The organism is Salmonella sp. NW177 (genome assembly GCF_051811585.1).
Taxonomy (GTDB): Bacteria; Pseudomonadota; Gammaproteobacteria; order Enterobacterales; family Enterobacteriaceae; genus Salmonella; species Salmonella enterica.
The window spans coordinates 199,290-222,926 of the sequence record NZ_JAMMZV010000006.1; the positions used below are offsets into that span (position 1 = coordinate 199,290).

General features: G+C 52.1%; 15 protein-coding genes. 10 read left to right on the top strand and 5 right to left on the bottom strand.

From position 1 onward, the window contains the following. Positions 1 to 85 precede the first annotated feature (85 nt). The 7 genes from cmoM (at position 86) to NA986_RS17585 (ending at position 11,030) form a co-directional block, all read left to right on the top strand. Positions 86 to 889 carry a tRNA uridine 5-oxyacetic acid(34) methyltransferase CmoM gene (cmoM, locus tag NA986_RS17555; RefSeq protein ID WP_001154025.1) on the top strand — a complete coding sequence of 268 codons (804 nt, stop codon included), beginning with the start codon at positions 86 to 88 and terminating at the stop codon, positions 887 to 889. Then, positions 882 to 2,204: a chromosome partition protein MukF gene (gene mukF, locus NA986_RS17560; protein ID WP_001288828.1), complete on the top strand. Its 1,323-nt coding sequence runs from the start codon at positions 882 to 884 to the stop codon at positions 2,202 to 2,204. The genes cmoM and mukF overlap by 8 nt, the downstream gene beginning before the upstream one ends. After that, positions 2,185 to 2,889: a chromosome partition protein MukE gene (gene mukE / locus NA986_RS17565; protein WP_000060025.1), complete on the top strand. Its 705-nt coding sequence runs from the start codon at positions 2,185 to 2,187 to the stop codon at positions 2,887 to 2,889. The genes mukF and mukE overlap by 20 nt, the downstream gene beginning before the upstream one ends. Next, positions 2,889 to 7,355, top strand: a complete 4,467-nt coding sequence (gene mukB, locus NA986_RS17570) for a chromosome partition protein MukB (RefSeq protein ID WP_079950928.1) — start codon at positions 2,889 to 2,891, stop codon at positions 7,353 to 7,355. Before mukE ends, mukB begins: the two co-directional genes overlap by 1 nt. 344 nt (positions 7,356 to 7,699) lie before the next feature. Then, on the top strand, positions 7,700 to 9,547 hold the full coding sequence (gene ldtD / locus NA986_RS17575; RefSeq protein WP_000925875.1) for a L,D-transpeptidase: 1,848 nt from the start codon (positions 7,700 to 7,702) through the stop codon (positions 9,545 to 9,547). Between the two features lie 259 nt (positions 9,548 to 9,806). Continuing rightward, positions 9,807 to 10,355 carry a YcbK family protein gene (locus NA986_RS17580; protein WP_000357052.1) on the top strand — a complete coding sequence of 183 codons (549 nt, stop codon included), beginning with the start codon at positions 9,807 to 9,809 and terminating at the stop codon, positions 10,353 to 10,355. 27 nt (positions 10,356 to 10,382) lie between these two features. Then, positions 10,383 to 11,030 (top strand): MBL fold metallo-hydrolase, encoded by a 648-nt coding sequence (locus NA986_RS17585; RefSeq protein WP_001109471.1) that lies wholly within the window; start codon positions 10,383 to 10,385, stop codon positions 11,028 to 11,030. A gap of 61 nt (positions 11,031 to 11,091) precedes the next feature. On the opposite strand, the gene aspC is transcribed toward NA986_RS17585, so the two are convergent. The 4 genes from aspC to NA986_RS17605 all read right to left on the bottom strand — a co-directional run bounded on the left by aspC (position 11,092) and on the right by NA986_RS17605 (position 16,228). Beyond that, on the bottom strand, positions 11,092 to 12,282 hold the full coding sequence (gene aspC / locus NA986_RS17590) for an aspartate transaminase (RefSeq protein ID WP_000462706.1): 1,191 nt from the start codon (positions 12,280 to 12,282) through the stop codon (positions 11,092 to 11,094). A 184-nt stretch (positions 12,283 to 12,466) separates the two neighbouring features. Continuing rightward, on the bottom strand, positions 12,467 to 13,558 hold the full coding sequence (gene ompF / locus NA986_RS17595) for a porin OmpF (RefSeq protein WP_000977709.1): 1,092 nt from the start codon (positions 13,556 to 13,558) through the stop codon (positions 12,467 to 12,469). 607 nt (positions 13,559 to 14,165) lie between these two features. Continuing rightward, a complete protein-coding gene (gene asnS, locus NA986_RS17600; RefSeq protein ID WP_000117867.1) occupies positions 14,166 to 15,566 on the bottom strand; it encodes an asparagine--tRNA ligase in 1,401 nt (466 codons plus the stop codon). 200 nt (positions 15,567 to 15,766) lie between these two features. Further along, entirely contained in the window at positions 15,767 to 16,228 is a 462-nt protein-coding gene (locus NA986_RS17605) for an Lrp/AsnC family transcriptional regulator (protein WP_000762342.1), read from the bottom strand. 317 nt (positions 16,229 to 16,545) lie between these two features. Between NA986_RS17605 and dpaL the strand changes: the two genes are divergently transcribed. Together dpaL and NA986_RS17615 are read left to right on the top strand one after the other, a co-directional pair. Beyond that, positions 16,546 to 17,760, top strand: coding sequence for a diaminopropionate ammonia-lyase (gene dpaL / locus NA986_RS17610; RefSeq protein ID WP_023215937.1), 1,215 nt, complete (start codon positions 16,546 to 16,548; stop codon positions 17,758 to 17,760). A 245-nt stretch (positions 17,761 to 18,005) separates the two neighbouring features. After that, positions 18,006 to 19,442: an alanine/glycine:cation symporter family protein gene (locus NA986_RS17615; protein ID WP_023217031.1), complete on the top strand. Its 1,437-nt coding sequence runs from the start codon at positions 18,006 to 18,008 to the stop codon at positions 19,440 to 19,442. 77 nt (positions 19,443 to 19,519) lie between these two features. Here the strand turns inward: NA986_RS17615 and pncB are convergent, their stop codons facing one another. Next, positions 19,520 to 20,722, bottom strand: coding sequence for a nicotinate phosphoribosyltransferase (gene pncB / locus NA986_RS17620; RefSeq protein WP_000191406.1), 1,203 nt, complete (start codon positions 20,720 to 20,722; stop codon positions 19,520 to 19,522). A gap of 266 nt (positions 20,723 to 20,988) precedes the next feature. Here pncB and pepN point away from each other — a divergent pair, with 266 nt between their 5' ends. Then, positions 20,989 to 23,601: an aminopeptidase N gene (pepN, locus tag NA986_RS17625; RefSeq protein ID WP_023217033.1), complete on the top strand. Its 2,613-nt coding sequence runs from the start codon at positions 20,989 to 20,991 to the stop codon at positions 23,599 to 23,601. Positions 23,602 to 23,637 lie beyond the last annotated feature (36 nt).

Genomic DNA, 23,637 nt, shown 5'->3' on the forward strand with positions numbered 1-23,637 from the left:
ACACCAGACAGGTTCATTCTCGCCGCGGCTGTGACAAAATAGCGGTTTTATCAGATAACGCCTGAGCCAGCCTGTGGAGAGTCCGATGCAGGATCGCAATTTTGATGACATTGCTGAAAAGTTTTCCCGTAACATTTACGGCACGACCAAAGGACAACTGCGGCAAGCCATTCTGTGGCAAGACCTGGATCGCGTGCTGGAGGAGATTGGCGGGCGAAAACTGCGGGTACTGGATGCCGGCGGCGGCGAAGGGCAAACGGCGATTAAGATGGCGGAACGCGGCCATCAGGTGACGTTATGCGATCTGTCTGGCGAAATGATCGCCCGCGCGCGGCAGGCGGCCGAGGCAAAAGGTGTGAGCAAAGACATGCATTTTATACAATGCCCGGCTCAGGACGTCGCTTCGCATTTGGAAAGCCCGGTTGATCTGATATTGTTTCATGCTGTGCTGGAGTGGGTAGCCGATCCTGTCGGCGTATTAGAAACGCTCTGGTCAGTATTGCGCCCTGGCGGCGCGCTGTCGTTGATGTTCTATAACGCTAACGGTTTGCTGATGCACAATATGGTGGCGGGTAATTTTGACTACGTGCAGGCGGGGATGCCTAAACGCAAGAAGCGCACGCTGTCGCCTGACTACCCGCGCGACCCCGCGCAGGTGTACCAGTGGCTGGAGGCGATTGGCTGGCAGATTACCGGTAAAACCGGCGTGCGTGTGTTTCATGATTATCTGCGTGAAAAACACCAGCAGCGTGACTGTTATGAGACCCTGGTCGAACTGGAAACGCGTTATTGCCGCCAGGAGCCGTATATTAGCCTTGGGCGCTACATTCATGTCACCGCGATTAAAAGCCCGGCGCTAGCCGCAGATGCAAGGATAACCTATGAGTGAATTTTCCCAGACAGTCCCCGAACTGGTTGCCTGGGCCAGAAAAAACGACTTTTCCATCTCGCTGCCGGTAGACAGACTTTCCTTTCTGCTGGCGGTCGCCACGTTGAACGGCGAACGCCTTGACGGCGAGATGAGTGAAGGCGAGCTGGTGGATGCATTCCGCCATGTGAGTGATGCGTTTGAGCAAACCAGCGAAACCATCGGCGTGCGCGCTAATAACGCGATTAACGATATGGTGCGTCAACGTCTGCTGAACCGCTTTACCAGCGAGCAGGCGGAAGGCAATGCGATTTACCGATTAACCCCGCTCGGGATTGGCATCACCGATTACTACATTCGTCAACGTGAATTCTCTACGCTGCGTCTTTCTATGCAGTTGTCGATTGTGGCCGGCGAATTGAAGCGCGCGGCGGATGCGGCAGCGGAGGGTGGCGATGAGTTCCACTGGCATCGCAATGTTTACGCGCCATTGAAATATTCGGTGGCGGAGATTTTCGACAGTATCGATCTCACCCAGCGCATCATGGATGAACAGCAGCAGCAGGTGAAAGACGATATCGCACAACTGCTGAATAAAGACTGGCGGGCGGCGATTTCCAGCTGTGAACTGCTGCTTTCCGAAACGTCCGGTACGCTGCGCGAGTTGCAGGATACGCTGGAGGCGGCGGGCGATAAGCTACAGGCTAACCTGCTGCGCATTCAGGATGCCACGATGACGCACGACGATCTGCATTTTGTCGACAGGCTGGTGTTTGACTTACAAAGTAAACTCGACCGCATTATCAGTTGGGGTCAGCAGTCTATTGATTTATGGATCGGTTACGATCGTCACGTGCATAAATTTATCCGTACCGCGATCGATATGGATAAAAACCGTGTCTTCGCCCAGCGGTTGCGCCAGTCCGTACAGACTTATTTTGACGATCCGTGGGCGCTAACCTACGCGAATGCCGATCGTCTGCTGGATATGCGCGATGAAGAGATGGCGTTGCGTGACGATGAAGTCACCGGGGAGTTGCCGCCGGATCTGGAATATGAAGAGTTTAACGAGATCCGTGAGCAGTTAGCGGCCATCATTGAAGAACAGCTGGCTATCTACAAAACCAGACAAACGCCACTGGATCTTGGGCTGGTGGTGCGCGAGTATCTGGCGCAATACCCGCGCGCGCGTCATTTCGACGTGGCGCGTATTGTTATCGATCAAGCGGTACGTCTTGGCGTAGCGCAAGCAGATTTCACCGGACTGCCAGCCAAATGGCAGCCGATTAATGATTACGGAGCCAAGGTACAGGCGCATGTCATTGACAAATATTGAACAAGTGATGCCGGTTAAGCTGGCGCAGGCGCTGGCGAATCCGTTATTTCCGGCGCTGGATAGCGCATTACGTTCGGGCCGCCACATCGGGCTGGACGAACTGGATAATCATGCCTTTCTGATGGATTTTCAGGAATACCTGGAAGAGTTTTACGCGCGTTATAACGTGGAACTGATTCGCGCGCCGGAGGGGTTCTTCTACCTGCGTCCGCGTTCTACCACGCTTATCCCGCGCTCGGTGTTATCCGAACTGGATATGATGGTCGGTAAAATTCTCTGCTACCTCTATCTTAGCCCGGAGCGTCTGGCCAACGAAGGGATCTTTACTCAGCAGGAGTTGTACGACGAGCTGCTTACCCTTGCGGACGAAGCCAAACTGCTAAAGCTGGTGAATAACCGCTCGACGGGATCTGACGTTGATCGTCAGAAACTGCAGGAAAAGGTGCGTTCTTCTTTAAACCGCCTGCGTCGTTTAGGCATGGTATGGTTTATGGGCCACGACAGCAGCAAATTCCGCATTACCGAATCGGTCTTCCGCTTTGGCGCGGATGTCCGCGCCGGCGACGATCCTCGCGAGGCGCAACGTCGTCTCATCCGCGACGGGGAAGCGATGCCCATTGAAAACCATCTGCAACTTAATGATGAGACCGAAGAGAGTCAGCCGGACAGTGGAGAGGAAGAATAATGATTGAACGCGGTAAATTTCGCTCGCTAACGCTGATTAACTGGAACGGTTTTTTTGCCCGCACTTTTGACCTGGATGAACTGGTCACGACGTTATCCGGGGGCAACGGCGCCGGGAAATCCACGACGATGGCGGCGTTCGTCACGGCGCTGATCCCGGATCTCACATTACTGCACTTTCGTAACACCACGGAAGCCGGCGCCACCAGCGGTTCGCGCGATAAAGGTCTGCACGGTAAGCTGAAGGCGGGCGTCTGTTACTCCATGCTCGACACCATTAATTCCCGCCATCAGCGGGTGGTGGTCGGCGTGCGTCTGCAGCAGGTCGCTGGGCGCGATCGCAAAGTGGACATCAAACCGTTCGCTATCCAGGGGCTGCCGATGTCGGTACAGCCGACACAACTGGTGACGGAGACATTAAACGAACGTCAGGCGCGCGTACTGTCGCTTGCTGAGCTGAAAGACAAGCTTGACGAGATGGAAGGCGTGCAGTTTAAGCAGTTTAACTCCATCACCGATTATCATTCGCTGATGTTTGACTTAGGGATTATCGCCCGTCGTCTGCGCTCCGCTTCCGATCGTAGTAAATTCTATCGTTTGATAGAGGCCTCGCTGTACGGCGGGATCTCCAGCGCCATTACCCGGTCGCTACGCGATTATTTATTGCCGGAAAACAGCGGCGTGCGCAAGGCGTTCCAGGATATGGAAGCGGCGCTGCGCGAGAACCGACTCACGCTGGAAGCGATTCGTGTTACCCAATCCGATCGCGATCTGTTTAAGCATTTGATCAGCGAAGCCACCGATTATGTGGCGGCGGATTATATGCGCCACGCCAATGAGCGTCGGGTTCACCTTGATCAGGCGTTGGCGTTTCGACGCGAACTGTACACATCGCGCAAACAACTGGCGGCGGAGCAGTACAAGCACGTCGATATGGCCCGTGAGTTGGGCGAACATAACGGCGCCGAAGGTTCTCTTGAAGCGGATTACCAGGCGGCGAGCGATCACCTGAATCTGGTACAAACCGCGCTGCGCCAGCAGGAAAAAATTGAACGCTACGAAGCGGATCTTGAAGAGCTGCAGATTCGACTCGAAGAGCAAAACGAAGTGGTGGCGGAAGCCGCCGAAATGCAGGACGAAAATGAAGCGCGTGCCGAAGCCGCCGAGCTGGAAGTCGATGAACTCAAAAGCCAGCTTGCGGATTACCAGCAGGCGCTGGATGTACAGCAAACGCGCGCGATTCAGTATAATCAGGCGATATCAGCGCTTTCCCGCGCTAAAGAACTTTGCCATCTGCCTGATCTAACGCCGGAAAGCGCCGCCGAATGGCTGGATACTTTCCAGGCAAAAGAACAGGAAGCTACGGAAAAACTGCTGTCGTTGGAACAAAAAATGAGCGTGGCGCAAACCGCGCACAGTCAGTTTGAGCAGGCTTATCAGCTGGTAGCGGCGATCAACGGCCCGCTGGCGCGTAGCGAAGCCTGGGACGTGGCGCGCGAGCTGTTACGGGACGGCGTGAACCAGCGTCATCTGGCGGAACAGGTACAGCCGCTGCGGATGCGCCTGAGCGAACTGGAACAGCGGCTGCGCGAGCAGCAAGAGGCGGAACGTCTGCTGGCGGAGTTCTGTAAGCGACAGGGCAAAAATTTTGATATTGACGAACTGGAAGCGCTGCATCAGGAGCTGGAAGCCCGCATCGCGTCCTTGTCTGAGAGCGTGTCGTCAGCCAGCGAACAGCGTATGGCCTTGCGTCAGGAGCAGGAGCAGCTTCAGTCGCGTATTCAACATCTGATGCGGCGCGCGCCCGTCTGGCTGGCGGCGCAAAACAGCCTTAACCAGCTTAGCGAACAGTGCGGCGAGGAGTTTACGTCCAGCCAGGAAGTGACCGAATACCTGCAACAGCTACTGGAGCGTGAGCGCGAAGCCATTGTCGAACGCGACGAAGTGGGCGCGCGTAAAAATGCGGTTGATGAAGAGATCGAACGTTTAAGCCAGCCGGGCGGCGCGGAAGATCAGCGTTTGAATGCGCTGGCGGAGCGTTTTGGCGGGGTACTGCTGTCGGAAATCTACGACGATGTCAGTCTTGAAGATGCGCCGTACTTCTCCGCACTGTATGGCCCGTCGCGCCATGCGATCGTCGTACCGGATTTATCGCAAATAGCCGAACAGCTTGAAGGTCTGACCGACTGCCCGGAAGATCTGTACCTGATCGAAGGCGATCCGCAGTCTTTTGATGACAGCGTATTCAGCGTTGACGAGCTGGAAAAAGCGGTGGTCGTGAAAATTGCCGACCGCCAATGGCGTTATTCGCGTTTCCCGTCGCTGCCTATTTTTGGCCGCGCGGCGCGCGAGAACCGTATTGAAAGTCTCCATGCGGAACGGGAAGTGCTTTCCGAGCGCTTTGCCACGCTCTCGTTTGACGTGCAGAAAACCCAGCGTTTGCACCAGGCGTTCAGCCGTTTTATCGGTAGCCACCTTTCCGTTGCCTTTGAGGACGATCCGGAAGCGGAAATTCGCCGACTGAACGGGCGTCGCGTCGAGCTGGAGCGCGCGCTGGCGACGCATGAAAACGACAACCAGCAGCAGCGCCTTCAGTTTGAGCAGGCGAAAGAGGGCGTTTCCGCGCTTAACCGTTTGCTGCCGCGGCTGAATTTATTGGCCGATGAAACGCTGGCCGATCGGGTCGATGAAATTCAGGAACGGTTGGATGAGGCGCAGGAAGCGGCGCGATTTGTGCAGCAATATGGCAACCAGTTAGCCAAACTGGAGCCGGTGGTTTCCGTTCTGCAAAGCGATCCGGAACAGTTTGAGCAGTTAAAAGAAGACTATGCATGGTCGCAGCAAATGCAGCGCGACGCGCGCCAGCAGGCTTTTGCTCTGGCTGAAGTTGTCGAACGTCGGGCGCATTTCAGCTATTCCGACTCGGCGGAAATGCTGAGCGGCAACAGCGATCTCAACGAAAAGCTGCGCCAGCGGCTGGAGCAGGCGGAAGCCGAGCGTACCCGCGCCCGCGAAGCGCTGCGCAGCCATGCCGCGCAGTTAAGTCAGTACAGCCAGGTCCTGGCCTCGCTAAAAAGCTCTTACGACACGAAAAAAGAGCTGCTTAACGATTTGCAGCGCGAATTACAGGATATTGGCGTTCGCGCCGACAGCGGGGCGGAAGAGCGTGCCCGCCAGCGTCGCGATGAACTGCACGCCCAGTTGAGCAATAACCGTTCGCGTCGCAATCAGCTTGAGAAAGCGCTCACCTTCTGCGAAGCGGAGATGGAGAACCTGACCCGTAAGCTGCGCAAGCTGGAGCGCGATTATCATGAAATGCGCGAGCAGGTTGTGACCGCGAAAGCCGGCTGGTGCGCAGTCATGCGGATGGTGAAAGACAATGGCGTGGAACGCCGTCTGCACCGTCGTGAGCTGGCTTATCTGTCGGCGGATGAACTGCGCTCCATGTCGGATAAGGCGTTGGGCGCGCTGCGCCTGGCCGTCGCGGATAACGAACATCTGCGCGACGTATTGCGTCTGTCGGAAGATCCGAAACGCCCGGAACGTAAAATCCAGTTCTTTGTGGCCGTTTACCAGCATCTGCGCGAACGTATTCGTCAGGATATTATTCGTACCGACGATCCGGTTGAAGCCATTGAACAAATGGAGATTGAGCTGAGCCGTCTGACGGAAGAGCTGACATCGCGTGAGCAAAAGCTGGCGATCAGTTCCCGCAGCGTGGCAAACATTATCCGCAAGACTATCCAGCGTGAGCAGAACCGTATCCGTATGCTGAACCAGGGGTTGCAAAGCGTCTCGTTTGGCCAGGTGAATAGCGTGCGGTTAAACGTCAACGTGCGTGAAACGCATGCTACCTTGCTGGATGTGCTTTCAGAACAGCAGGAGCAGCACCAGGATCTGTTTAACAGCAATCGTCTGACCTTCTCTGAAGCGTTGGCGAAACTGTACCAGCGCCTGAATCCGCAGATCGATATGGGGCAACGCACGCCGCAGACCATCGGCGAGGAGTTGCTGGACTACCGTAACTATCTGGAAATGGAAGTTGAAGTTAACCGTGGGTCCGACGGCTGGCTGCGTGCGGAATCCGGCGCGCTATCAACGGGGGAAGCTATCGGGACCGGGATGTCAATTCTGGTGATGGTGGTGCAAAGCTGGGAAGACGAAGCGCGCAGACTGCGCGGGAAAGATATTTCGCCATGTCGCCTGCTGTTCCTCGATGAAGCGGCGCGTCTGGATGCGCGCTCTATCGCCACGCTGTTTGAACTATGTGAACGTTTGCAGATGCAGCTCATCATCGCTGCGCCGGAAAACATCAGTCCGGAGAAGGGCACGACGTATAAACTGGTGCGTAAAGTGTTTCAGAATACTGAGCATGTTCATGTTGTCGGGCTGCGTGGCTTTGCGCCGCAGCTTCCGGAAACGCTTCCCGGTACGCAGACGGAAGATACGCCTTCAGAAGCGAGTTAAACACGGCAGAAACGATGAAGTGCCCGATGGCGCCTCGCTTATCAGGCAAGGCCGGATAAGTCGGTTACGCCGCCATCCGGCACAACAAGTTCTGTTTTATCATTAGCCTGGGGCGGCGAAAGCCGCCTTTTTCTTTATCTGAAAAATCTCTCCGGGTAGTGCATTTTCTTTAAACTTCTTTACATTAGGTTAGGCAAAAACGTAACGAACTTTATATACTGGAGTTAAGCCTGACGAGTGAGCAGGCTGACTCGTCATACTAAACAAAAGCATTGGTTGCGGTTGACCCGCGCTGCGGGCAGCGCAGTCATGCGGAGTATGATAACGAAAACAGGGGGCAAGGGATGTTGCTTAATAAGATGTGTGGTCGTTGTCTGTCGGCAATCAGTTTATGCCTGGCCGTAACATTCGCTCCACTGTTCAATGCGCAGGCCGATGAGCCTGAAATGATACCTGGCGATAGCGCCGTTGCCGCGACGGATCAGGCTGGGCCGCAGAAGCAATCCGCCGCGACGGCGATTATGGCCGGGATTCAGCCGCTGCCGGAGGGCGTTTCAGCCGAGAAAGTCCGGGCTGATTTACAGTCGCAGCTTCCTTCCGGCTATACGCCGGTCTATATGAGCCAGCTGACATTGCTGTATGCCGCGCGCGACATGAAGCCCATGTGGGATAATCGCGATGCGGTGAAAGCCTTCCAGCAACAGTTGGCGGAGGTGGCGATCGCCGGATTCCAGCCGCAGTTTACCGCCTGGGTGGCATTGTTGACCGATCCCGCCGTAAACGGTATGGCGCGCGATGTTGTGTTGTCAGACGCCATGATGGGCTATCTCCATTTCATTGCGAATATCCCCGTCAAAGGCCAGCGCTGGTTATATAGCAACAAACCTTACGCATTGGCGACGCCGCCAGTCTCGGTGATTAACCAGTGGCAAATCGCGCTGGAAGAGGGGCAGTTGCCGATGTTTGTCGCCAGCCTGGCGCCGCAGCATCCACAGTATGCGCCCATGCATGACGCGTTGCTGAAGCTGGTGGCGGACTCTCGCCCGTGGCCGCAGTTGGCCAATACCGCGACGCTGCGCCCGGGGCAATGGAGTAACGATGTGCCTGCGCTGCGCGAAATATTACAGCGTACGGGGATGCTGGATGGCGGTCCAAAGATAGCCTTACCCGGCGATAACACTGCTGATAGTGCCGTCGTCAGCCCCTCCGCCGCGGTAGTCGAAACATCGGTGGCGCAGCCGGTCGACGAACCAACGGCCCGCCGTAGTAAGTCGGCTCCGGCGGCACGCGCCTACGATCGTGAGCTGGTCGAGGCGGTAAAGCGTTTTCAGGCATGGCAAGGGCTGGGGGCGGATGGCGTTATTGGCCCGGCGACGCGTAACTGGCTTAATATGACCCCCGCGCAACGCGCAGGCGTACTGGCACTGAATATCCAACGTTTACGCCTGCTGCCGGCGGAACTCTCTACCGGTATTATGGTAAACATTCCCGCTTATTCGCTGGTCTACTATCAGAATGGCAACCAGGTGCTGGCTTCAAGGGTGATCGTCGGGCGTCCCGATCGTAAAACGCCGATGATGAGCAGCGCGCTGAATAATGTGGTGGTGAACCCGCCGTGGAACGTTCCGCCCACGCTTGCGCGTAAAGACATTTTACCGAAGGTGTGGAATGACCCAGGCTATCTGGAGCGCCATGGCTACACCGTGATGCGCGGCTGGAACAGCAAAGAAGCGATCGATCCGTGGCAGGTTGACTGGGCCACCATTACGCCATCGAATCTTCCGTTCCGTTTCCAGCAGGCGCCAGGCGCGCACAATTCGCTGGGGCGTTATAAATTTAATATGCCGAGTTCAGATGCTATCTATCTGCACGATACGCCTAACCATACTCTCTTTCAGCGTGACGCCAGGGCGTTAAGTTCCGGCTGCGTGCGGGTCAATAAGGCCTCTGAACTGGCGAATATGCTCTTGCAGGATGCTGGCTGGAACGATGCGCGGATCTCAGGCGCCCTGAAGCAAGGCGACACGCGGTATGTCAATATCCGGCAGAACATTCCAGTAAATCTTTACTATCTGACCGCGTTTGTCGGCGCAGATGGACGTATGCAATATCGTACAGATATTTACAATTACGATCTCACAGCGCGATCCAGCGCACAAATTGTGCCAAAGGTTGAACAATTAATCAGGTAAATGAAGAAGTTCTGGTAAATATGTTGTCCTAATGTTTGGCTTCAACGGGGCGTTTCGCTGTAGACCCCCGTTGTGGCTGGGGGAGGGCCATCTTGACGCGGGCTTTATCGGCAGTTAAGGTGCCTTTCGTGCGCCAGAAGTGCATATACAATAACCTTTAAGTCGACCGGGCCGTTCAGAAGTCTGTGCCAGCCGGTATCATGTCTGCTTAAAGGTAGAAGTGTATTAACGATAACATTGACCTGTAGACCTGATTATCATGGACAAATTTGACGCTAATCGCCGCAAGCTGCTGGCGCTTGGTGGTGTCGCTCTCGGCGCCGCCATCCTGCCCGCGCCAGCGTTTGCCACACTCTCGACCCCACGCCCGCGCATTTTGACGTTAAACAATCTCCATACCGGAGAGTCAATCAAGGCGGAGTTTTTCGATGGAAGAGCCTACATTCAGGATGAATTAGCAAAGTTAAACCATTTTTTCCGTGACTATCGCGCGAATAAAGTCCGATCAATCGATCCCCGCCTGTTTGACCAACTTTACCGACTTCAGGGGCTGTTAGGGACGCGTAAACCTGTGCAGCTCATCTCAGGCTACCGTTCTCTTGATACCAATAATGAATTACGCGCCCGTAGCAGCGGCGTAGCGAAAAAAAGCTACCATACAAAAGGGCAGGCGATGGATTTTCATATTGAAGGCGTGGCGCTGAGCAATATTCGCAAAGCGGCGTTATCTATGCGCGCAGGTGGTGTAGGATATTACCCACGTAGTAACTTTGTGCATATTGATACCGGGCCGGCGCGGCACTGGTAATCAGCGAGGCTTAATCAAAGGAGCAGTATGAACTATCGTATTATTCCGGTCACCGCCTTCTCCCAGAACTGTTCATTAATCTGGTGCGAACAAACCCGGCTGGCGGCGCTGGTCGATCCGGGCGGCGACGCGGAAAAAATTAAACAGGAAGTGGACGCCAGCGGCGTGACGTTGATGCAAATTTTACTCACGCATGGGCATCTCGATCATGTCGGCGCGGCGAGTGAACTGGCGCAGCATTACGGCGTTCCTGTTATCGGTCCGGAAAAAGAAGATGAGTTCTGGCTGCAAGGACTGCCGGCGCAAAGTCGCATGTTTGGTCTGGATGAGTGTCAGCCGCTGACGCCTGATCGCTGGTTGAACGACGGCGATCGCGTCAGCGTGGGGAATGTGACGTTACAGGTGTTACATTGTCCGGGACACACGCCGGGACACGTGGTTTTCTTTGATGAACAGTCGCAACTGCTGATCTCCGGCGATGTGATTTTCAAAGGTGGCGTCGGGCGCAGCGATTTTCCTCGCGGCGATCACACCCAGTTGATTGACGCTATTAAGCGTAAATTATTGCCGCTTGGCGATGATGTGACCTTTATTCCTGGCCACGGCCCGCTCTCTACGCTCGGGTACGAGCGTCTGCATAATCCCTTCCTGCAAGATGAGATGCCGGTCTGGTAAGCAGAATGAAAAAGCCTGCAATGTGCAGGCTTTTTTATCGGTCACGCCAGTCGACAGTTTTTTACAGTACCGCAACAATGGCTTCGCATAGCGGCGCCATATTATCCGGGGTCATGCCCGCCACGTTCACGCGACCAGAAGCCACGGCATAAACGCCGAACTCTTCACGCAGACGCAGCACCTGATCTTTGGTCAGACCGCTGAATGAGAACATCCCGTTCTGCTTGATAATAAAGCTGAAGTCACGGTTCGCGCCTTTTTCCTGCAAGGTATTCACGAACAGTTGACGCATACGCTGAATACGCTGGCGCATGTCCGTCAGTTCCTGTTCCCAGATAGCGCGCAGGGCGTCATTACTCAGGATAGTCGCGACGATGGACGCGCCGTGCGCTGGTGGGTTAGAGTAGTTAGCGCGAATGGCGGATTTCATCTGGCTAAAAGCGCGATCCACGGTTTCCGCATCGGCGGCAACGAGGGTGCAGGCGCCGACGCGCTCATTATATAAGCCGAAGTTTTTGGAGTAGGAGCTGGCGACAATGAGCTCTTTATGCAGCGCGGCAAAGGCGCGCAGACCTTCCGCATCTTCTTCCAGGCCGCGGGCAAAGCCCTGGTAGGCGAAATCGAATAGCGGCAGCCACCCTTTTTCAACGGAAAGCTCAGCCAGAACCTGCCACTGTTCCAGAGTAGGGTCAATGCCGGTTGGGTTATGACAGCAACCGTGGAACAGAACCACATCGCCGGCCTGTGCTTCGCTCAGGCTGGCTTGTAGCGCTTCAAAATCCAGCGTGTGATTTTCCGCATCGTAGTAAGCGTACTCCCGAACTTCCAGGCCGGCAGCGTTAAACACGCTTTTATGGTTCGGCCAGCTGGGGTTGCTCACCCACACCCGTTTTACCGGAGTATTTTTTGCCAAAAAGTCGGCGGCAATGCGTAACGCGCCGGTACCGCCCGGCGTTTGCGCCGTGCGTGCGCGCTTATCGTTAATCAGCGCGCTGCCTTTGCCGAACAGCAGTTCCTGAGTGCAGCGAGCAAATTCTGGAATCCCGTCAATGCCGAGATAGTTTTTCGTCGTTTCATTTTCCAGTAAATACTGCTCGGCTTTTTTAACGCTGGTGAGCACCGGTGTTTTGCCGGTTTCATCTTTATATACGCCAATGCCAAGGTTAATTTTCCCTGGACGGTCATCGGCGCGAAACAGATCGGTCAGGCCCAAAATCGGGTCGGCAGGAGCGGCGGTTATGTTCTCAAACATGACGAGGTTCCATTATAGTTACAGAAGGGAAATCCGCTATCAGGTTAACGGCAGATTTACAAAATGCCAACCGTTAGCGCTAAAAAGCCCGCCTGTTTTTGAAAGACGCACATTTTCTCTAAGAGAGATAAAAAAACAGGACCGAAGTCCTGTTTTTGAGGCATAAAACAAAGGGGTCTGCTGATCAGAACTGGTAAGTAATACCGACAGCCGCCTGATCGTCGGTGCCAACGTAGCTGGAGCTGTAGTCGTTTTCGTCCAGCAGGTTGAAACGGTAGTCAACCCATACGTTCATGTTTTTGTTGAAGTAGTAAGTCGCGCCCGCCTGAATATATTTCGCCAGATCGGCCGAGCCGTCGGCGCCGTTCAACTGCTTACCTTTACTCTGCACATACGAGATTGCCGGACGCAGGCCGAAGTCAAACTGGTACTGAGCGACCACTTCCAGGTTCTGCGTTTTGTTTGCCATTTCCACGGTATCGGTAACCGTATTTTCAACAATGCTCATATTGCGGGTTTCAGCATATACGGCAGCCAGGTAGACGTTGTTTGCATCATATTTCGCGCCAACGGCCCATGACTCTGCGCGATCGCCATTACCATCGCGATCCTGCTGATCGTTAGTACGCTTGCTGTTGCTGTATGCTGCGGTGACGCCAAAGCCGTCGAACTCATATGCCATGGTGTAACCTACGCCATCGCCATTCTGAGAGTTAATGCTGTGGTTGTCCTGATTTTTACCCTGATACTGAATACCGAAAGAGAGACCGTCCACCAGACCAAAGAAGTCAGAGTTACGGTAGGTCAACAAACCGCCAGCACGGCTGGTCATGTAGTTATCGGTATAGGCGCCGCCCCAGGTTTCGCCGGAGAAGTAGGGGGCCATATCGGTATAGGATTCAACATCGTAAACGATACCGTAGTTACGACCATAATCGATTGAACCCACTTCCGCGTATTTCAAACCCGCGAAAGCCAGACGGACCAGATTCGAGTTCTGCTGTTCGCCTTCAGCGCGGTCTGCTTTAGTACGGTATTCCCACTGACCGAAACCGGTCAGATCGGTGTTAATCTGCGTTTCCCCTTTAAAACCAATCTGGGCATAAGTCTGGTCGGCATTTTTGCTATCGCCGGTCGTTGTCCATACGTGACGACCCACGGCTTTACCGTACAGATCCAGCTTATTACCATCTTTATTATAAATTTCTGCTGCGTTTGCGGTTGCAGCAGCCAGCAGGGCAGGGATCACCGCTGCCAGGATTTTGCGCTTCATCATTATTTATTACCCTCATTGGTTTTTTTATATGACACCTGCCACTGCCGTCAATAAATTCCGTCAATAAAACTTTACAGAAATATTGATGAGAGTTTGGTGTCTTTATGTGTCTGACAGGCATCTTTCCATTCAAACTAACGTTTCGCTACCGTGAAAGTGCTACAAATATAAAGATTTAGTTTCAAAAGGAAAAAATATGTAAACAAATGTTATTTTCACGGAACTTTGTGAACAACGTCAAACTTCCCCTGAGTTCTCGCTTTGATTTGATCGTTTTTATTTTATCACTATGATTTTATTGTAATTATTGGCTTGTAGAACCGTTGTGCCTGAAAAAGCAGCAGACGAGCTATTTCATAAAAATAGCCATTTAGAAGTCTTGATGTCCGAAATTGTGGTGAAAAATTGTGCTATTAGAGCAGAAAAATCTAATCCGCAATAAAATTAAGGATTAATTTTTATGTGTAAATATTTTCGTGAAATATACAGTAACAAGATGTGGTAATTCAGAGGGTTGTAATTAAATTTATTTACTTATTGATAATAAAACTGACATTCAGGCGAAAAAAAAAGGCCAGCATAGCTGGCCTTGAGTGTGACGTAAAAATCAGAAGCTGGCGTTGCGTGGGGTCCGTGGGAACGGAATAACATCGCGCACGTTTTGCACACCCGTGACGTAAGCGATAAGGCGTTCAAAGCCCAGGCCAAAGCCGGAATGCGGTACAGTACCGTAGCGACGCAAGTCGCGATACCACCAGTAATCCTCTTTATTCAGCCCCATTTCGGCCATACGGGCATCCAGCACATCCAGACGCTCTTCACGCTGGGAACCACCGATGATTTCGCCGATTCCCGGCGCCAGCACATCCATAGCCGCCACGGTTTTGCCATCTTCGTTAAGGCGCATGTAAAACGCTTTAATTTCTTTCGGATAGTTTTTCACCACTACCGGTGCTTTGAAATGCTCTTCCGCCAGATAACGTTCGTGTTCGGAAGAAAGGTCGACGCCCCAGAACACCGGGTTTTCAAATGTCTTACCACAGCGTTCCAGAATGGCGACCGCATCGGTGTAATCCACCTGAGCGAAGTCGGTGGAGACAAAACGCTCCAGACGAGCGATTGCGTCTTTATCCACGCGTTCGGCAAAGAACTTCATGTCATCCGCACGCTCTTCCAGAACCGCCTTGAAGACATATTTCAGCATGGCTTCCGCCAGACGGGCGTTGTCTTCCAGATCGGCGAACGCCACTTCCGGCTCCAGCATCCAGAACTCCGCCAGGTGGCGGCTGGTGTTGGAATTTTCCGCGCGGAAGGTCGGCCCAAAAGTATAGATTTTGGACAGCGCGCAGGCATAGGTTTCACCGTTGAGCTGGCCGGAGACGGTCAGGAATGATTCTTTGCCAAAAAAGTCTTTGTCAAAATCTACTCTGCCCTGGTCGTTACGCGGCAGGTTTTCCAGATCCAGCGTTGAAACGCGGAACATTTCGCCAGCGCCTTCGGTATCGGAAGCGGTAATCAGCGGGGTAGAGACCCAAAAGAAACCCTGCTCATCGAAGAAGCGATGCAGCGCCTGCGCCAGAGTATGGCGGACGCGCGCTACCGCGCCAATCAGGTTGGTGCGCGGGCGCAGATGCGCGACTTCACGCAGATACTCAATGCTATGGCGTTTTGCCGCCATCGGGTAGGTATCCGGATCTTCCACCCAGCCTGCGACCTCTACTTTCGTGGCCTGGATTTCGAAACTTTGCCCCTGTCCCGGCGACGCGACAACCTTACCTGTTACTACCACGGAGCAGCCTGTCGTCAGGTGTAATACTTCTTCATTATAATTGGGCAGAGAATTATTAATGACAGCCTGTACAGGATCAAAGCAGGAGCCGTCATAAACGGCGAGGAAGGAGATGCCAGCTTTTGAATCTCGGCGGGTACGCACCCATCCGCGCACGGTGACTTCTTGGTCAACGGCTACACGGCCCTGGAGTACGTCGGCTACAGGCACAACGCTCATAATATTCTCTCTAGTTAATAGTCGGAAAAAATAAACACTTGTCCACCCGAAATGGGGGTATTCCTATGTTACCTGGCATCTGCAATCAGACAAGCAGAAATCGCATCTGGAAGCAGGTTTTCAGAAAGAAACCTGTAAAAAGTTCGCATCTGCTCGCGAACCATTGAGAATTTAGGCTGGTTTTACAAGCTTTGCGCACGTTACTCGATCAGGACGCGCATCTCTTGCTTGGCGTTTTGCATCACGACAATCGTTTTAAAAGACTTAATATTGCCTGAGGAAAAGAAAAGCTCACGGGTAAGCGCTTCATATTCCGCCATGTCACGAACATTGAGCACCAGTAAAAAGTCGAAATCGCCCGTTACGTAGTAGACCTGCTGCACCTGCGGGCAACTGACAAACCGTTGACGAGCCTCTTCCAGTAAATTGAATCGCTCGTTTTCGATCACCACCTGCACCACAATCGTGACCGGGCGTCCCACTTTGCCAGCATCAATAAGGCTGACATTGCCTTTAATTATGCCCGCCTCCTCCAGTGCCGCGATACGACGATTCACTGCCGAAGGTGAAAGATTGACCTGTTCGGCGATTTCCCGCTGAGAAAGACGATTATCGCGCTGCAATAATGTCAGAATGTTTTTATCCCAGGCGTCAAGCTTCATATCGCAAATAACCTCTTTAATGTGATGACTATCACTGTGCGCAATTTTGCCGCGTCCAGGTCGTTAAAAAAAGGTGAAAATTGCACGACGATGGGCATTTTCGCGCCATTTAACAGCAATAAGCATAGTACTATCATAATCAGTGGAATAAAGAAAAGGACGTAATAGATATTGTGCGACTCTTTTATCAGTACGGTTTATTAAAGTGAGGATAACCACTACTACAGCCACAAAACGCGAGTTCTTTACTTGTTTCTACTCAATAATTGCCAAAAACATATTATTTCAATAAATAAACTTTAACAAAAGGTATCATTATGCATGAACTTATTAAATACCAGTTTAATACACGTCGGAAAAAATATGGTACAGGAGCGGCCTTAAGTTTGCTTAACGGAAATGTTGGGCGTGAGGTGTTAGCATTTCATAAAAAATTACCCAATTATGCCGTCACGCCGTTACATAATCTGGCGCATCTAAGCCGGCGGCTTGGACTAGGGTCCATCCATATTAAAGATGAGTCCTGGCGTTTTGGTCTGAATGCTTTTAAAGGTCTGGGCGGCTCTTATGCTGTAGGAAAATATCTCGCTGATAAATTGCAATGTGATATTAACTCGTTAAGTTTTGCTGCCCTTAACACTCCTGAGATTAAAGAAAAAATTAAAGATTGTGTTTTTGTTACCGCGACGGATGGCAATCATGGCCGTGGTGTAGCGTGGGCGGCGGAGCAATTAGGTCTAAAAGCCGTCGTTTATATGCCTAAGGGATCATCGTTAATCCGGGCAGAGAATATTCGCCATCATGGAGCTGAATGCACCATCACCGATCTGAACTACGATGATGCAGTGCGACTGGCCCATAGAATGGCGCAAACAAAAGGCTGGGTGCTTTTGCAGGATACAGCCTGGACAGGGTATGAAGAGATCCCAACGTGGATTATGCAAGGCTATATGACACTAGCGGTTGAAGCTTATGAGCAGCTCGCAGAAACAAACAGTCCGTTGCCAACCCACCTTATTTTACAAGCGGGGGTGGGATCATTTGCTGGCAGTGTTATGGGTTATTTTGTTGAAAAAATGCAGGAAAATATCCCTGATATTATTGTGGTTGAGCCGCATCAGGCCAACTGTCTTTATCAATCCGCAGTTATGGATGATGGTCAACCTCACTGCGTCACTGGCGATATGGCGACGATAATGGCCGGGCTTGCGTGTGGGGAGCCGAATATTATCAGTTGGCCTATTATTCGGGACAACACCAGTTGTTTTATTTCCGCTGATGATTGTCTGGCGGCTAAGGGTATGCGCATTTCTGCCGCGCCGCGTCCAGGTACGGATACGCCTTTTATTTCCGGCGAGTCCGGAGCTATTGGCGTAGGGTTACTTTATGAGTTGATGAACAATATGCATTATCAGGATCTTGCTAATCGCTTACAGCTTGATGCCAATGCTCATGTTCTGCTTATTAGCACCGAAGGCGATACGTCCCCAGATATTTATGAAGATATAGTCTGGAACGGACGCAGTGCTTAAACATTACGACTAAAAAATTAGATAACAAAGGCAGCATGTAAAAAACGCGTTTTTTATACGCATAATAAACCTAATGCAGGAAGCAAAACTTCATAACAATATACCATTAAAACGGCATTTAGTGAGTAAGGGATGCTCCTACCCGCTGACTTTCCAGTTTAGTGTTGTTGGCAAAATTCGGGATTACGCTGAACTGGAAAGATTATTTCTGAGACTGAACGAATTAATTTAAATCCGAGGTCATTATGTTAGAGCAACTTTCACAACTCTTTGAATTTCTATGGGGTGGCCCATTATTTTTGTGTGTCATCGGCATTGGCTTTTATTTTACAGTACGCCTCAAATTTTTCCAGATTATCAATTTAAAAGAAATTTACCGTAATACAATTGGTACACTTGCCGGAAAAAATAAACAAAACACTACTGGCGAGGCAGCGTCTAAAAAATCCTTAAAATCAATAGAGGTGGCTGCCACTGTGCTATCCGGCTCATTAGGCGCGGGAACGATCGCAGGTGTTGCTGCGGCTATTGCGGTTGGCGGACCTGGGGCAATTTTCTGGATGTGGATCATTGCGGTCGTGGGTATGATGACCAAAATGGTTGAAGTGACGCTGGCGGTGAAATACCGAAGTAAAGGTGAGAATGGCGAATATTATGGCGGCCCAATGCATTATATTAAGAAAGGGCTCAATAAAAAATGGCATCCCCTGGCAGGATTATATGCGTTTGCATTAATGATTCTGGTTATTACGGATGCCTGTTTTGTGCAAACTAATACGATGGCGGCGGTCATTCACTATACGTTTGACATCCCAACAAGCGTCATTGGGGGATTTATTGTCATCGTAGGCGCATTGGTTATTTTAAAAGGACTCGCCAGTCTTGGTAAATTCTGTACGATTGCACTTCCACCGATCACCATTGCCTATTTCATTGGTGCCGCTGGTGTAGTGGTATTGAATATCGAGGCTATCCCACAGGTTATAAAAAGTATTTTCTATTATGCCTTTGCCCCTGCGCCAGCAGCCGGTGGCTTTGTCGGGTCAACCATCATGATGGCCATCAGTAAAGGAGCCAGTCGCGGAATATTCACTAACGAAGCCGGCATGGGTACCTCGGCCACAGTACATGCTACTGCCAACGTGGATTACGCTTTCCGTCAGGGAATGTGGGGGGCAGTGGAAGTATTTTTTGTCTCAATGATTACCTGTAACTTTACCGCATTTGCTGTACTTGCTTCTGGTATGTGGACAGACGCCAGTTATCAAGGTATTCAGATTATCTTTGCCGCCTTAAAAGAAACATGGCATCCGATTATTGTTCAGGTTCTCTGTCTCGGTGTGGCGTTGATTCTGTTTACTTCTTATCTTGGTTCATATATTAAATTTCGCACTTCGATAAACTATATTTTTGGCGATAAGCTAGAACGCATTATTAAATGGCTATATTTTTTGCCGCCACTGATTGCCGTTAATATGGAAATCCCGGTAATCTGGTTAATGGCTGATATTGCTGTCGGTTTTCTGGTTATCCCCAACGTAATTGCTCTGTTCTTGCTGCGTAAAGAATTTATTAGCGAATTCAATATATTCAGAACGCGTACACAGCGGGATACTAATTCTGTAAAAACAACGCAAATCACGCACGTAAATATGTCGAAGAGTGAAAGGAAAGAAGAGTAACCATCGCGGCCAGAACAGGTAAGATGGTCAGAAGAGTAACAAAGCGCCCACTTTCCGGGCGCTTCGCACAGGTATGGTTAACTTGCTTTACGCACCTGCGGGAGATCGAACGCTTTACGCAGCGCGCGCACAAACGCTTTATCATGACAGATCGTTTTACCGGGGCTATCGGAAAGTTTAGCCACCGGCTTTCCGTTACATTCCACGAGCTTAATCACGATATTGAGCGGTTTTACCTGAGGGATATCGCAGGTCAGGCGGGTACCGATGCCGAAGCTTAACTGCACGCGAGAGGCGAAATGGCGATAGAGCTCGACCGCCTTTTGCAGATCAAGGTTATCTGAAAAGACCAGCGTTTTTGTCAGCGGATCAATCCCCAGCTTTTCATAATGGGCAATCGCCTTTTCGCCCCATGCGACAGGGTCTCCTGAGTCGTGGCGTAACCCCTGATAACGGCTGGCGAATTCAATGCCGAAATCGCGTAAAAACGCATCCATTGTAATGCAATCTGTCAATGCGATACCAAGCTGGTCCGGATATTCGTTAAGCCAGGCGGCCAACGCGGCACGCTGACTGGTCGCCAGGTCCGGACTGATTTGTTGATGCGCCTGGAACCATTCGTGCGCCTGAGTGCCCATCGGCGTCAGCGCCAGGCGACGCGCGAGATCATAGTTGCTGGTGCCGACGAACCATGACTCCTGCTGGAGACGTTTAACTATCGCCTGCTGCACTTCACGAGAGAAACGGCGGCGGGTGCCGAAGTCCATCAGGTGGAAGCGGGACATATCGAGATTGGCGGTTAACGCAGTGAAATCAACCAGCTTACTTTCCAGCGCGTCGAGCGCCTGATCAACGCCCGCGTTTGGCGAGCGGTAGTGATGAACCAGCTCACTGATCACGGCCAGCAGCGGCACTTCCCACATAATGACTTCACGCCACGGGCCGGTTAAGCGAATATTCAGCTTGCCGTTATCGTTGGTGACACAGACTTGAGCTGGGTTATAGCGAAACTCGCGTAACCAGTTCAGATAATCCGGTTTAAAAAAGGGCAGGCCGGAGAGCCACTGGAACTCGTCCTCCTGGAGGCGCAGGTGCTGCATCGCGTCCACCTGCTCGCGAATAGCATCGGCATAAATACCCAGCAGGTCGTCGCCACGGCAACGAAACTCAGCCGCTACCTGCACATCATAGTAGTGGTGAAAAACGGCTTGCTGCATATGCAACTTATAAGCATCTGTATCCAGCAACGAGTGCAGAACAGGAGAAGCGAATTGTGTCATAGGTGCGCTGTTGCGTCCTCTCACGGGAGCGTTTAGTACAATAAACAACTAAGAAAACCGCTGGAGTATACCTTGTTTAGCGATTTATTGAACCCCGATCACACCATAAGCTGTCTTTAGGGTCGAGCGCATTTCGTGCCCCATGTTATAAAAATGTAGCAAAGAGGCCGTTTGTGCCTGAAAAGATGAACATTCTGCGTAGCGCGATTTGCGCAACAGGAATAGACTGGAGTCGACACTCTACACAAAGATGCGAAAGGTTTTTTATGACACAACAGCCACAAGCCAAATACCGCCATGACTATCGCGCGCCGGATTACCAGATTACTGATATTGACTTGACCTTTGACCTCGATGCCGAAAAAACCGTGGTCACCGCAATAAGCCAGGCTGTTCGTCATGGCGCGCCTGATGCGCCTCTTCGCCTTGATGGGGAAGATTTAACGCTGGTATCTATCCACGTCAACGATGCGCCGTGGACAGCATATAAGGAAGAAGAGGGCGCGCTTATCATCAGCGACCTGCCAGAGCGTTTTACGTTACGCATTGTCAACGAGATAAGTCCGGCGGCGAATACGGCGCTGGAAGGATTGTACCAGTCCGGCGATGCGCTCTGTACCCAGTGTGAAGCGGAGGGCTTCCGCCATATTACCTGGTATCTTGACCGCCCGGACGTACTGGCGCGATTTACCACCAAAATTATTGCGGATAAAAGCAAATATCCGTTCCTGCTTTCCAATGGCAACCGTGTTGCGCAGGGTGAACTGGAGAATGGCCGTCACTGGGTTCAGTGGCAAGATCCGTTCCCGAAACCGTGTTATCTGTTTGCGCTGGTGGCCGGTGATTTTGACGTGCTGCGCGATACCTTTACCACCCGCTCCGGGCGTGAAGTCGCATTAGAACTGTACGTTGACCGTGGCAATCTGGATCGCGCGCCGTGGGCAATGACCTCGCTGAAAAATTCCATGAAATGGGATGAAACGCGTTTTGGGCTCGAATATGACCTCGACATCTATATGATTGTCGCGGTGGATTTCTTTAATATGGGCGCGATGGAGAATAAAGGTCTCAATATCTTTAACTCCAAATACGTGCTGGCGCGAACCGATACCGCGACGGATAAAGATTATCTCGATATTGAGCGCGTGATAGGCCATGAGTATTTCCACAACTGGACCGGCAACCGCGTCACCTGCCGCGACTGGTTCCAGTTGAGCCTGAAAGAGGGGCTAACCGTGTTCCGCGATCAGGAGTTTAGCTCTGATTTGGGGTCACGCGCGGTGAACCGCATCAGTAACGTGCGTACCATGCGCGGTTTACAATTCGCGGAAGACGCCAGCCCGATGGCGCATCCTATCCGCCCGGATAAAGTAATCGAAATGAATAACTTCTACACCCTCACCGTTTATGAAAAGGGTGCGGAAGTCATTCGCATGATCCACACGTTGCTGGGTGAGGAAAATTTCCAGAAGGGGATGCAGCTTTATTTTGAGCGCCATGACGGCAGCGCCGCGACGTGTGATGACTTCGTACAGGCGATGGAAGATGCTTCTAATGTCGATTTGTCCCATTTCCGCCGCTGGTACAGTCAGTCCGGCACGCCGATTGTAACGGTAAAAGATGATTATAATCCGGAAACCGAGCAGTACACGTTGACCATCAGCCAGCGCACTCCGGCGACGGCGGATCAGGCGGAGAAGCAGCCGCTGCATATTCCATTCGCCATCGAACTGTACGATAACGAAGGCAACGTCATTCCGTTGCAAAAAGGTGGTCATCCGGTCAATGCCGTGCTGAACGTCACGCAGGCGGAGCAGACATTTACCTTCGATAATGTCTACTTCCAGCCTGTTCCGGCCTTGCTGTGCGAGTTTTCAGCGCCGGTGAAACTGGAATATAAATGGAGCGATCAGCAGTTGACGTTCCTGATGCGCCATGCGCGCAATGATTTCTCCCGTTGGGATGCGGCGCAAAGTCTGCTGGCCACATACATTAAACTGAATGTGGCGCGTCATCAGCAGGGGCAACCGCTATCGCTTCCGGTGCATGTCGCTGATGCGTTCCGCGCAGTACTGTTGGATGAGAAAATCGATCCGGCGTTGGCCGCAGAAATTTTAACGCTGCCTTCGGCCAATGAAATTGCGGAGCTGTTTGAGGTCATTGACCCGATCGCCATTGCGCAAGTTCGTGAAGCGCTAACGCGTACGCTGGCGGCAGAACTGGCGGATGAGTTCCTGGCTATCTATAACGCCAATCATCTGGATGAGTATCGTGTTGATCACGGCGATATCGGTAAGCGCACGCTGCGCAATGCTTGCCTGCGCTTCCTGGCGTTCGGCGAGACGGAGCTGGCTAATACGCTGGTCAGCAAACAGTATCGCGACGCCAATAATATGACCGATGCGCTGGCGGCCCTGTCTGCTGCGGTGGCGGCGCAGTTGCCGTGCCGCGATATGCTGATGCAGGAGTATGACGATAAGTGGCATCAGGACGGCCTGGTAATGGATAAATGGTTTATCCTGCAATCCACAAGCCCGGCGGAAAATGTACTGGAAACCGTACGCGGCCTGCTCAAACACCGTTCTTTCAGTATGAGCAACCCGAACCGCATCCGTTCATTAATTGGCGCGTTTGCTGGCAGCAACCCGGCGGCGTTCCATGCGCAAGACGGTAGCGGATACCAGTTCCTGGTCGAGATGCTGACCGATCTGAATAGCCGTAACCCGCAGGTAGCATCTCGCCTCATTGAACCGCTGATTCGTCTGAAACGTTATGATGATAAGCGTCAGGAGAAAATGCGCGCGGCGCTGGAGCAGTTAAAAGGACTGGAGAATCTTTCCGGCGATCTGTACGAGAAGATAACTAAAGCGTTAGACTGACAGTATCCGTTATAAAGAGGTAAGACATGCCCGGTA